Here is a 12437-nt window from a genome sequence, read left to right as displayed (position 1 = left end):
TCATGAGCCCCCAACACCCCACCTCACGCTCCCAACGCCTCAACCAGATCACCCACGAGCCCCACGGCAAGCTCGACGCCCTGGTCAAGGCCCACGCCCCGTTCGACAGCCCGGCCAGCTTTGCCCGTTTCGTCATCGCCCAGTACCTGTTCCAATCGGAACTGGTGGCGCTGTACAACGACGCGCAGTTGTCCGCCCTGATCCCCGACCTGCCGGTCCGCTGCCGGGCCGAAGCGGCCAAGGCCGACCTGGCGGACCTGGATACCGATGTCCCGGCCCCGGTGGCCGGTGCACTGGACAACCCAACCATGGCCGAGGCCCTGGGCTGGTTGTTCGTCTCCGAAGGTTCGAAACTGGGCGCGGCATTCCTGATCAAGCGCGCAGCGGGCCTGGGGCTGAGCGAAACCTTCGGTGCCCGCCACCTTGCCGAACCGGCGGGCGGGCGCGCCGAAGGCTGGAAGACCTTCACCCGTATCCTCGATGAGATGGCGCTCACCGAGCAGCAGGAAGCCGAGGCGGACAAAGGCGCACTGGACGCCTTCAACCGATTTACGGTGTTGCTGGAACAGGCCTACGCCGCTGAGCTAGCCTGAACACTGACATCTGGATCACCCCTTCCCTTGTGGGAGCGAGCACTGTGTGGGAGCAAAGCTTGCTCGCGATGAAGACGCCTCAATCCATTGACCGTGTTTCGTTCATCGCGAGCAAGCTTTGCTCCCACAGGCTCGCTCCCACGGAGATATGTGCATGTTTGAAAGGTGACGATGAATCCACCCTCCAAAACCGCCCGATTGCTCTTCGGCTTGCTCGCCTACACCAGCCTGGCCATCGGCCTGGTCGCCATCGTCGTGCCCGGCCTGCCGACGACCGAGTTCATCCTGCTGGCCGCCTGGGCCGCGACTCGCAGTTCGCCGCGCCTGAGTGCGTGGCTGGAGAGCCACCGGCTGTTCGGGCCAATGCTGTACAACTGGCGCAACGGCAAGGTAATCCCGCGTCGGGCCAAGGTTGGCGCTACCCTGAGCATGCTGTTCTGCGCCGCACTGATGCTGGTGACGCTCAATCATGGCTGGCCGGTCTATCTGGCCCTCGCGGGCATGGGCGCGGGCAATCTCTGGATCTGGTCCCGCCCCGAGGCGAGGGAACTGGCAACAGCACGAACGCCCGAATAAACCGTTTTGATCTATGCTCGGCCTCTCAAATCCGGAGGGCCTTCGATGACAGACCTACTCGCGTCCATGCAAGCCGCCCTTGGCTTGCCCACGACTCCGATCCACTTCGCGAGTGACGGCGCCCTGCCTTCGGCGTTCGCCGTCACCGAGCTGGCCTGCGCCAGTATCGCCGTAGCCGGCCAGGCAATTGCAGAACTCATTTGCCAACAAACCGGGCGCTTGCCGTCCCTTGAGGTCGACCGGCGCCTGGCCTCGTTCTGGTTTTCCACATCACTGCGCCCCATTGGCTGGAGCGTGCCGCCGATGTGGGACCCGGTGGCCGGCGACTATGCCACGTCCGACGGCTGGATTCGCCTGCACACCAATGCACCGCATCATCGTCGGGCCGCGGAAAAAGTCCTCGGCACCTGCGTTGATCGCCTCGACATGGCGACCCGGGTTGCCGGCTGGAACAAGACCGAACTGGAACAAGCCGTCGTGGATGCTGGTGGCTGCGCCGCCGAGATGCGTTCGTGGCAGGCCTGGCAAGCGCATTCCCAAGGCATGGCAGTGAACGCCGAGCCACTGGTGCACTTCGCTGCAACTGTCGACGCACACCGAAAGCCCTGGTTCGGTTCCGTGGCCCAGCCACTGGCCGGTCTCAAGGTACTGGACCTGACCCGCGTGCTGGCCGGCCCCGTCGCCAGCCGCTTCCTCGCTGGCCTGGGCGCCGACGTCCTGCGCATCGATCCACCGACCTGGGACGAGCCCGGCGTGGTGCCGGAGGTCACCCTGGGCAAACGCTGCGCGCGCCTCGACCTGCATCAGCCTGACGACCGCGCGGCGTTCGAAGCATTGCTCAAGGACACCGACCTTCTCCTGCACGGCTACCGGGCCGACGCCCTCGAACGCCTCGGCTACGGCGCCGAACAACGGCACAAGATCGCCCCGGGCCTGATCGATGTCAGCCTCAACGCCTATGGCTGGAGCGGCCCCTGGCAGAACCGGCGCGGCTTCGACAGCCTGGTGCAGATGAGCAGCGGCATTGCCGACGCAGGCATGACCTGGAAACAGACTGACACACCGACCCCGCTGCCCGTCCAGGCACTGGACCATGCCACGGGATACCTGATGGCCGCGAGCACCGTGGTGCTGCTGGCCCAACGCTTGGCAAACGGCCAGGGCGGCTCGGCACGCCTTTCCCTGGCACGCACGGCCAAACTGCTGATCGAGCACGGCGCGGGGGATCCGACCACGCTACGGGCCGAGGACGCCAACGATCAGGGCATGCTGGTCGAGCAGACGCCCTGGGGGCCGGCGCGGCGGTTGCAGGTGCCACTGAAAATCACCGGCACGCCCTGGCAGTGGGCCCGTGCGGCAACGACACTCGGCGCCCATCGAGCGCAATGGTGATCGGCTCCGCCTTCTGACCTGGATCAGCTATTGAAGTGGTAAATCAACATACGCTGTGACTCTTCTCTGCTGCCTCGGATTCATGCGATGCCTGCGACTACATGGGTTTTCAATCGGCCAGGGGGTATTGGATCAGCGCCAGGCCGGGCAACGTCGGCCTGATCATTTCGCGGCTCCGCTGCTCTCCGTCCTGATTGCCGCCCATGGGCTCTACAGCGGCTTCCTGACTTTGTGATCGCTAAACGCTTAACGGGAGGATGTGTGATGACCACGGAAAAAATGCAGTACGGCGTTCATTCGGAAGCCGGTAGATTGCGTAAAGTCTTGGTGTGTTCCCCAGGCCTGGCCCATCAGCGGCTGACCCCGAACAACTGCGATGAACTGCTGTTCGATGACGTGCTGTGGGTCGCCCAGGCCAAGCGCGACCATTTCGATTTTGTCACCAAGATGCGCGAGCGGGGCATCGACGTGCTGGAGATGCACAATCTGCTGACCGACATCGTCGCCATCCCCGAAGCCCTGGACTGGATCCTGCAACGCAAGGTGATCCCCAACTCGGTGGGCCTGGGCCTGGTGAGTGAGGTCGGTTCGTGGCTGCGCAGCCTGGAACCCCGCCGTATCGCCGAATTCCTCATCGGTGGCGTCTCGGCCGATGACCTGCCCGACAGCTTCGGTGGCAAGACCATCCAGATGTTTCGCGACTTCCTCGGACATTCCAGCTTCATCCTGCCGCCGCTGCCCAATACCCAATTCACCCGCGACACCACTTGCTGGATCTATGGCGGCGTCACCCTGAATCCGATGTATTGGCCGGCGCGCCGCCAGGAAACCCTGCTGGCCACCGCCCTGTACAAATTCCACCCCGAGTTCACCCATGCCGATTTCCAGATCTGGTACGGCAACCCGGATCTGGACCATGGCAGTGCCACCCTCGAAGGCGGTGACGTGATGCCCATCGGTAACGGTGTCGTGCTGATCGGCATGGGCGAGCGCTCATCCCGCCAGGCCATCGGCCAACTGGCGCTGAACCTGTTCAAGCACCAGGCCGTGGAGCGGGTCATCGTCGCCGGCCTGCCGAAGTCCCGGGCTGCCATGCACCTGGATACCGTGTTCAGTTTCTGCGACCGCGACCTGGTGACTGTGTTCCCGGAGGTGGTGGGCCAGATCGTCGCCTTCTCCCTGCGTCCCGACGAAAGCAAACCCGGCGGTATCGACGTGCGCCGCGAAGAAGGCAGCTTCATCGACACCGTTGCCGCCGCCCTCAAGCTCCCGGCGCTACGGGTAGTGGAAACCGGCGGCAACAGCTTCGCCGCCGAACGCGAACAATGGGACGACGGCAACAACGTGGTGGCCCTGGAACCGGGCGTGGTGATTGGCTACGACCGCAACACCTACACCAACACTCTGCTGCGCAAGGCCGGGGTGGAGGTCATCACCATCAGCGCCAGCGAGCTGGGCCGGGGCCGCGGCGGCGGACATTGCATGACCTGCCCGATCATTCGCGACCCGATCGACTACTGACCTTCGAGCCTGGGCCCCGGTTGACCGGACACCTTCCGGGGCCCGCCGAAACCCAAGGAGATGCATCATGGCGTTCAACATCCATAACCGTAACCTGCTCAGCCTTGAGCACCACACTCCCCGAGAACTGCACTACTTGCTGGACCTGTCCCGCGACCTCAAGCGGGCCAAGTACACCGGTACCGAACAGCAGCATCTCAAGGGCAACAACATCGCGCTGATCTTCGAGAAAACCTCGACACGCACCCGTTGCGCCTTCGAAGTGGCCGCCTACGACCAGGGCGCCAATGTCACCTACATCGACCCCAACTCGTCGCAGATCGGCCACAAGGAAAGCATGAAGGACACCGCCCGCGTACTCGGGCGCATGTACGACGCCATCGAATACCGGGGTTTCAAGCAGGAGATCGTCGAGGAACTGGCGAAGTTCGCCGGAGTACCGGTGTTCAACGGCCTGACCGATGAATACCACCCCACGCAAATGATTGCCGATGTGCTGACCATGCGCGAGCACGCCGACAAACCGATCCATGAGATCAGCTATGCGTACCTGGGGGACGCCCGTAACAACATGGGCAACTCGTTGCTGCTGATCGGCGCGAAACTGGGCATGGATGTGCGTATCTGCGCGCCCAAGGCCCTCTGGCCCCACGACGATCTGGTGCAGCGCTGTCATCACTACGCCGCAGAAAGCGGCGCACGTATCACCCTCACCGAGGATCCGAAAGCGGCCGTCAAGGGAGTGGACTTCATTCACACTGACGTCTGGGTCTCCATGGGCGAGCCGGTCGAAGCCTGGGCCGAGCGTATCGAGCAACTGTTGCCTTACCAGGTCAATGCCGACTTGATGAAAGCCTCCGGCAACCCGCGTACTCGCTTCATGCACTGCCTGCCGGCATTCCATAACAGCGACACCAAGGTCGGCAAACAGATCGCCGAGCAGTATCCGCATCTGGCCAACGGCATTGAAGTCACGGACGACGTGTTCGAGTCACCCGCGTGCATCGCCTTCGAGCAGGCGGAAAACCGCATGCACACCATCAAGGCGGTGCTGGTGTCGACGCTGGCGGACTTGTAAGGCCGTCCCTTGTGGGAGCGAGCCTGCTCGCGATGGCGGACGATCAGCCAGCTCATTCATGGGTTGATACACCGCATTCGCGAGCAGGCTCGCTCCCACAGGAACCATGTTCCATTTTCAAGGAGAGCACTATGCGCATCGTCGTTGCCCTGGGCGGTAACGCCCTCCTGCGTCGGGATGAACCCATGACCGCCGACAACCAACGCAGCAACATTCGCACCGCAACCGAACAGATCGCCCGGATCCATCCCGGCAACCAGTTGGTGATCGCCCACGGCAACGGCCCGCAAGTCGGCCTGCTATCGCTGCAAGCGGCGGCCTATACCTCGGTGACCCCGTATCCGCTGGACGTGCTGGGCGCCGAGACCGATGGCATGATCGGCTACATCATCGAGCAGGAACTGGGCAATCTGCTGGACGTCGACGTGCCCCTCGCCACGCTGCTGACCCAGGTGGAAGTAGACCCCAACGACCCGGCCTTCCAACACCCTACCAAGCCCATCGGCCCGGTCTACAGCCAGCAGGAGGCGCAGAAACTGGCCGCCGAAAAAAGCTGGACCATCGCCCCGGACGGCGACAGGTTTCGCCGTGTGGTCGCCAGCCCCAGGCCCAAGCGCATCTTTGAAATCCGTCCGATCAAGTGGCTGCTGGAAAAGGGCAGCATCGTGATCTGTGCCGGGGGTGGAGGCATCCCGACGGTGTACGGTGTCGACGGCAAGCTGCAAGGCGTCGAAGCGGTCATCGACAAGGACCTGTGCTCGGCGCTGCTGGCCGAACAACTGGAAAGCGATCTGCTGGTGATCGCCACCGATGTCAACGCGGTCTTCATCGATTTTGGTAAGCCGACCTGCAAAGCCATTGCCCGGGCCCACCCCGACGACATGGAAAAACTCGACTTCGCCGCCGGCTCCATGGGCCCCAAGGTGCAGGCCGCCTGCGAATTTGCGCGCAATACCGGCAAGGTCGCGGTGATCGGGTCCCTCTCGGATATCGATGCTATCGTCCACGGCACCGCCGGCACCCGCATCAGCATGGAAACAACGGGTATCGCTTATCGATAACCGGAAACTCCAGGGCCAGATCCAGGGTCTGCCCTACTTCTATGCCTTTCAAGGAGAGTCTCTCATGGCCATGTTCCAACCCGGTCACCTGCACATGGAGCGCCATGCGCTGAACAAGGATGACTTCAGCTACAACCTGTGCATCGACTACGAAGTGGCCCAGGACCCCAAGGAAGGCACAGGCATGTCATTCCGGTTGCACGGCACGGTCGAGGACAAAAGCGTGGACGAGCGTTTTTTCCTGCCAAAGGACCTCGCCTTCGACTTTGCCCGGCACGCCACAAACATCGCGCAAAAATACGGCATGCCGAAGAGCGCCAGCATTGGCTCGATGCACACGTATTACGACGAAATGTTCGAGGACGTGCGCAAGCAACTGGATGTAAAACCGGGCGATCCGGTGAAGCCCGAGCACCTGACCTAATCCACCTGGCAGCCCTACAGGGGGACATCAGTGCTCTGAATGCCAGGGTAATTGCACCCTCCACCCCACTGGCAACTCCCCCCGGCTGACCTATGCTGAAAGCAGTACCCCAGGGTATTCGTTCAGAGGTCATCGCCATGAACATCAGAACAAAAAGACGCCTCGCCATTTTCGTGACCTGCGCCGCTACGCTCGCGCTGTATGGTACGGCGGCCTATCGGGTCGAGCAGGCCAGACAACTGCCCCGGGACTACGCCAGCTGCAACTTCGAACGCTGCATTCCGCACAACGCGACCTTGAACGCCCTGCGCTGACGCGCGCTCAGTCGTCCTGCTGATCGGTCTTGAGCCGGTCTCGGAAGGCCTTGGGCGAAATGCCGACGCGGCGGCGGAACAGGCGAGTGAAATTGGTCGGGTCGGAGAACCCGAGCATCTCGGAGATCTCATAGATGGTCATGCCGGTGTAGGTCAGCATCCGCTTGGCCTCCAGCAATTGACGCTCATGCATGATCTGCAAAGCCGGCTGCCCCGCCAACTCGCGGCAGGTGCCGTTGAGGTGCGACACGGAAATGCCCAGGCGATGGGCCAGGTCTTCCACCTTGACGTGCTCGCGATAGGTTTCCTCCACCAGTTGCATGAACCCGTTGAGGTATTCCCGGGCCCGCTGCGGGCGCTGGGTCTGGGTACGTCGCTGCATGACCTGGCGGCTGACCCAGACCATGATCACGTTGACCAGCGCATGCATGAGCATTTCCCGGGCCGGTTGATGCCCCATGTACTCATTCTGCAAGGCGCTGAACAGGCTGTTGAGGTATTCGGCGTTTTCACCGGCCGGGTAGCTCTCGGCCTGGGCCAGAATGTTCACCGAATGGCCCAACTGCCCTTGCAAGTGTGTCACCAGCGGCGCCGCCAGGGTCACCACGTAACCTTCCACATCTTCCGAGAAGCGAAAGCCATGGACCGACAGCGGCGGCAGGATCTGCACCGCCGGCTCGTCTAGTCGGGTGCGCTGGCCTTCGATTTCCAGCTCAGCCTGGCCCTTGAAGACGAACAGCAACTGGCAAAGGTCGGCATGCCGATGGGGTTTGATTTCCCATTGATGCTCGCGACTGCGCTTGGAAATGGTTTCGCAGTGCAGCAAGTCCGGCGTCGGCCAATCCAGGCTTTCGCCGTAGAGCTTGAACACCGGGATCGAAGGCAGGTCTGTTTTCTTCATAACGAGGATCGGCCTCGGGTAACGGGCGATAATCGCACCGATTGGCAGAAAGTACAGGTATCGGCTCAGTTTTCCCCTTCAATTGACAGGCCCGCAAGGAAAAAATGCAAGGACTCGGTTCATAACAATCCACACCGGCCCTGGTCGCGTGCTTCGTGCGAGTCATAACAACAATGAAAACCCTCAAGACCCAAGTCGCCATTATCGGTGCAGGCCCCTCTGGACTACTGCTCGGCCAGTTATTGCACAATGCCGGAATTGACACCCTTATCCTTGAACGCCAGACCCCGGACTATGTCCTGAGTCGCATCCGCGCCGGTGTGCTGGAGCAAGGCATGGCCGAACTGCTGCGTCGGGCCGGCGTCGGCCAACGCATGGATGCCGAGGGATTGGAGCATGACGGTTTCGAACTGGTCCTCAATGGCCGAAGGGTACACATCGATCTCAAAGGGTTGACCGGCGGCAAGAACGTGATGGTCTATGGTCAGACCGAAGTGACACGCGACCTGATGGCCGCCCGCGAAAAGGCCGGTGCCCGGACGCTTTACCAGGTCGACAACGCCCGCCCCCAGGACATGCAGACCGACCAGCCTTTCGTGACGTTCGAGCATCAGGGTGAAACCTGGCGCGTGGATTGCGACTACATCGCCGGGTGCGATGGCTTCCATGGCGTGGCACGGCAATCCATCCCGGCGGAAAAACTGAAAGTTTTCGAGCGGGTCTACCCTTTCGGCTGGCTTGGCATCCTGGCCGACACTCCGCCGGTCAACGAGGAACTGGTCTACGCCCGCCACGAGCGCGGATTTGCCTTGTGCAGCATGCGCTCCAAGACCCGCACCCGGTACTACCTGCAAGTACCCGCCGAAGAACAGGTGACTGACTGGCCGGACGAGCGCTTCTGGACCGAACTCAAGACCCGCCTGCCCGCCGATCTGGCCGAGGCCCTGGTCACCGGCCCGTCCATCGAGAAGAGCATCGCGCCGCTGCGCAGCTTCGTGGTCGAGCCCATGCAGTACGGGCGCATGTTCCTGGTGGGCGATGCCGCCCACATCGTCCCGCCCACCGGGGCCAAGGGCCTGAACCTGGCGGCCAGCGACGTCAGCACACTGTTCGACATCCTGCTCAAGGTCTATCGCGGAGGCCGAGTGGACCTGCTGCAGCGGTATTCGGCCATCTGCCTGCGGCGCGTCTGGAAAGCCGAGCGCTTCTCCTGGTGGATGACGTCGATGCTGCACCGCTTCGACGACGACGCCTTCAACCAGCGCATCAGCGAAGCCGAGCTGGAATATTTCGTCGACTCTGAAGCCGGGCGAAAAACCATTGCAGAAAATTACGTCGGACTTCCTTACGAGGCTATCGAATAGCCGGCTACCGACTTACACTGCGGGCTCCTTCTTCACTCGCCTCTTTGGCGTGATGCCCGCAGGCTCTATCGTGACTCAGCTCAACACCCTCAACGTCCAGCAGCCCGCTATCCACAGCGTACTGGTGGCCCTGATGCTGGCGATTTTCCTGGGCGCGCTGGACCAGACCATTGTCGCCGTCTCGATGCCGGCCATCTCCGCCCAATTCAAGGACCTCAGCCTGTTGGCCTGGGTCATTTCCGGCTACATGGTCGCCATGACCGTGGCGGTGCCGATCTACGGCAAGCTGGGCGATCTCTACGGTCGCCGACCGCTGATGCTGTTCGGCATGGGGCTGTTCACCCTGGCCTCGCTGTTCTGTGGCCTGGCGCAAAACATGGAACAGCTGGTGCTGGCGCGGATTCTCCAGGGCATCGGTGCTGGCGGGATGATCTCCGTGAGCCAGGCGATCATCGGTGACATCGTGCCGCCCCGCGAGCGTGGCCGCTATCAGGGTTACTTCAGCAGCATGTATGCGGTGGCCAGTGTGGCCGGACCAGTGCTGGGCGGCTACATGACCGAGTACCTGTCGTGGCGCTGGGTATTCTGGATCAACCTGCCACTGGGCCTGGGCGCCTGGCTGGTGGCGCGCCGCACCCTGGTCGGGCTGTCGCTGCCGCACCGCACGCCAATCATCGACTACCTGGGCACCATCCTGCTGATCATCGGCCTGAGCGCGTTGCTGCTGGGTATTACCCAAGTCGGTCAGGGGCAGGCCTGGCACAGCCGGAGCGTACTGGGACTGCTGGGTTGCGCCGTGGCGACGCTGGGCATGTTCGTCTGGCACGAACGCCGTACCCGGGAGCCCTTGCTGCCGATGCACCTGTTCGTCAACCGCAGCGCGGTGTTGTGTTGGTGCACGGTATTTTTCACCAGCTTCCAAGCGATTTCCCTGACAGTGCTGGTACCACTGCGCTTTCAGAGCGTGACCGGTGCCGGCGCCGACAGCGCGGCGTTGCATCTGCTGCCACTGGCGATGGGTTTGCCCATCGGCGCGTATTTCGCCGGACGCCGCACCTCGGTCACGGGCCGCTACAAACCGATGATCCTCAGCGGCGCCCTGCTCTTTCCCTTCGCAATCCTCGGCATGGCCTGCACGGCGCCCGACGCGTTCTGGCTCAGCAGCCTGTTCATGCTGCTCGGCGGCATCGCCTCCGGCATGCAGTTCCCCACCTCACTGGTGGGTTCGCAGAACTCGGTGCAACAACGGGATATCGGCGTCGCCACCAGCACCACCAACCTGTTCCGTTCCCTCGGCGGCGCGGTGGGTGTGGCGCTGATGTCAGCATTGCTGCTGGCCTTGCTGCAGGATTCAGGTTTTGCTCAGTTCGCCGGTTCGTCGCTGATCAGCGAAGGCCATTCCGGCAACGCCCTGCTGGACGGCTTGAACGCCGCCCCGGGCGAAGCACGGGACGCCCTGCGCCTGGAGTTGCAGACGACGTTCCGCCATCTGCTGATGATCAGCGCAGCGGTGTCGCTGCTGGGATTGGCGGCGGCAGTGGCAATGCCGAATAGACTGTTGCGGGGACGGGAGGAACAGGTTCGGTAAACAAAATCCCCCTCGCCACAAAAGCCTCATAATGTCCTATCACCTCAAGCCGTCGCCGCAACAATCCCCGGTTCCACCTGCGCACTCATCCCATCCTTCATCCGCTTGGCATCGCGGGCGAAACAGCGCGACGCCAGGAACAGGAACACCATGGTCAAGAACAGCGCCACCGGGATCAGGTACATCGCATCGTGCAAACCGATGGCCTTGAACGCCTCTGTCATCTGCGGAGCGCCAGTAGCGGCCATGGCGGTGCGAGCGAAGTAATCCGACAGGCCACCAACCACCACCGGTCCCAGGCCGCCACCGAGCAGGTACAGCCCGGCGAAGAACAGCGCCATCGCCGTCGCCCGCAGACGCGGCTCCACTACGTCCTGGATCGCCGTGTACACGCAGGTGTAAAAAGTATAGGCAAACAGCCAACCGACGCTGAACACCGCAACGAACACACCAATCTCAATGCGCCCGGCATGTAGCGCCCAGGCCGTCGTCAGCGTGGAAACGACCAGGCTGAACGCAGCGAACAGCAACCGGCCATTGGGCACCCGCTGATGAATCTTGTCGGCGATCCAGCCTCCCAGAGTCAGCCCGAACAGTCCGGTCACGCCCACCATGATCCCGGTGGCCACGGCGGCTTCATGCAGAGGCATCAGGAAGTAACGCTGCAACATCGGCACCAGGAACGAGTTGCAGGCATAAGTGGCGAAGTTGAAACACAGCCCCGCCAGCACCAGCCACAGGAACGTGGGAATCGCCAGCACCCGACGGATCGGCCGGTCGATTTTTTCCTGGGACACCGGCACGGTTTCCGCCGCACCGCGCTTGGGTTCCTTGATAAAGAACATGAAGACCGCCAGCACCAGCCCCGGCACCGCGGCGATGAAGAACGGCGCGCGCCAGCTGTCGAAAGCCTTGACCATCGCCCCGATGCTAAAGAACGCCAGCAACAGTCCAATCGGCAGGCCCAGCATGAATATTCCCATGGCTCGAGCCCGGCGATGGGCCGGGAACAGATCGCCGATCAGCGAGTTCGCAGCCGGCGCGTAACTGGCTTCGCCAATACCGATACCCATGCGCACCAACAGGAACGCCCAGAAACTGCCCACCAGGCCATTGATTGCCGTCAGCCCGCTCCAGGCCGCCAGTCCCCAGCCCATCAGCTTGCTGCGCGACCCGGTATCGGCCATGCGCCCCAGGGGCAGGCCGGCAATGGCATACACGATGGTGAAGGCGGTGCCGATGATGCCGATCTGGAAATCGCTGAGGCTCCATTCCATGCGGATCGGCTCGATGATGATCGCCGGGATGGTGCGGTCGAAGAAATTGAACAGGTTGGCCAGAAACAACAGGAACAGAATGCGCCAGGCATTCGCCGCTTGGGTCGAGTTCTGCATGGTTCCGTCTCTTTTATTGTTATGGGCGAGGCATCCGAGCCCGGAACCTGCAATCTAGACAGCAGTGCGGAGACTGTCTCCAATCATTCGTAGCGCTGATACCCGACCATGGGGCACGACCCGTTTATTGATGCCGATCAACAAACCGTAACAATTGCCATCATTTTGCCCGTTCTTGATTAAAGATCATGTCCCGGTGGCCGATCCATCATGAAGCTTCTTTCATCCGCG

Annotated in this window: 12 protein-coding genes; 10 read left to right on the top strand and 2 right to left on the bottom strand. The window is 62.3% G+C overall.

Annotated features, from left to right (window positions below; translation table 11 throughout):
- Nucleotides 1-2 precede the first annotated feature (2 nt).
- The 8 genes from AD665_RS16335 to AD665_RS27605 all read left to right on the top strand — a co-directional run bounded on the left by AD665_RS16335 (nucleotide 3) and on the right by AD665_RS27605 (nucleotide 6959).
- Nucleotides 3-593: a biliverdin-producing heme oxygenase gene (locus AD665_RS16335; protein WP_053192814.1), complete on the top strand. Its 591-nt coding sequence runs from the start codon at nucleotides 3-5 to the stop codon at nucleotides 591-593.
- Between the two features lie 171 nt (nucleotides 594-764).
- Complete coding sequence (locus tag AD665_RS16330) at nucleotides 765-1169, top strand: YbaN family protein (protein ID WP_024776381.1); 405 nt, start codon at nucleotides 765-767, stop codon at nucleotides 1167-1169.
- Nucleotides 1170-1214: 45 nt separating this feature from the next.
- Nucleotides 1215-2561 carry a CoA transferase gene (locus AD665_RS16325; protein WP_053192812.1) on the top strand — a complete coding sequence of 449 codons (1347 nt, stop codon included), beginning with the start codon at nucleotides 1215-1217 and terminating at the stop codon, nucleotides 2559-2561.
- Nucleotides 2562-2825: 264 nt separating this feature from the next.
- Entirely contained in the window at nucleotides 2826-4082 is a 1257-nt protein-coding gene (arcA, locus tag AD665_RS16320; RefSeq protein ID WP_024776379.1) for an arginine deiminase, read from the top strand.
- A 67-nt stretch (nucleotides 4083-4149) separates the two neighbouring features.
- Entirely contained in the window at nucleotides 4150-5160 is a 1011-nt protein-coding gene (locus AD665_RS16315; RefSeq protein WP_024776378.1) for an ornithine carbamoyltransferase, read from the top strand.
- Nucleotides 5161-5291: 131 nt separating this feature from the next.
- Entirely contained in the window at nucleotides 5292-6221 is a 930-nt protein-coding gene (arcC, locus tag AD665_RS16310) for a carbamate kinase (protein WP_024776377.1), read from the top strand.
- 64 nt (nucleotides 6222-6285) lie between these two features.
- Nucleotides 6286-6645 carry a DUF5064 family protein gene (locus tag AD665_RS16305; protein WP_024776376.1) on the top strand — a complete coding sequence of 120 codons (360 nt, stop codon included), beginning with the start codon at nucleotides 6286-6288 and terminating at the stop codon, nucleotides 6643-6645.
- A gap of 137 nt (nucleotides 6646-6782) precedes the next feature.
- Nucleotides 6783-6959 (top strand): hypothetical protein, encoded by a 177-nt coding sequence (locus AD665_RS27605; RefSeq protein WP_167355727.1) that lies wholly within the window; start codon nucleotides 6783-6785, stop codon nucleotides 6957-6959.
- Nucleotides 6960-6966: 7 nt separating this feature from the next.
- On the opposite strand, the gene AD665_RS16295 is transcribed toward AD665_RS27605, so the two are convergent.
- Nucleotides 6967-7860: a helix-turn-helix domain-containing protein gene (locus AD665_RS16295; RefSeq protein WP_024776375.1), complete on the bottom strand. Its 894-nt coding sequence runs from the start codon at nucleotides 7858-7860 to the stop codon at nucleotides 6967-6969.
- 173 nt (nucleotides 7861-8033) lie between these two features.
- Between AD665_RS16295 and pobA the strand changes: the two genes are divergently transcribed.
- Nucleotides 8034-9224, top strand: a complete 1191-nt coding sequence (gene pobA, locus AD665_RS16290; protein ID WP_053192810.1) for a 4-hydroxybenzoate 3-monooxygenase — start codon at nucleotides 8034-8036, stop codon at nucleotides 9222-9224.
- A gap of 70 nt (nucleotides 9225-9294) precedes the next feature.
- A complete protein-coding gene (locus AD665_RS16285) occupies nucleotides 9295-10812 on the top strand; it encodes an MDR family MFS transporter (protein ID WP_053192808.1) in 1518 nt (505 codons plus the stop codon).
- A gap of 44 nt (nucleotides 10813-10856) precedes the next feature.
- Here AD665_RS16285 and AD665_RS16280 read toward each other — a convergent pair whose 3' ends face one another.
- Nucleotides 10857-12206 (bottom strand): spinster family MFS transporter, encoded by a 1350-nt coding sequence (locus AD665_RS16280; RefSeq protein ID WP_053192806.1) that lies wholly within the window; start codon nucleotides 12204-12206, stop codon nucleotides 10857-10859.
- Between the last annotated feature and the right edge of the window lie 231 nt (nucleotides 12207-12437).

The sequence above is a fragment of the Pseudomonas corrugata genome, assembly GCF_001269905.1.
In the GTDB taxonomy this organism is placed as follows: domain Bacteria; phylum Pseudomonadota; class Gammaproteobacteria; order Pseudomonadales; family Pseudomonadaceae; genus Aquipseudomonas; species Aquipseudomonas corrugata.
This window is presented reverse-complemented; position numbering and strand designations above follow the sequence as displayed.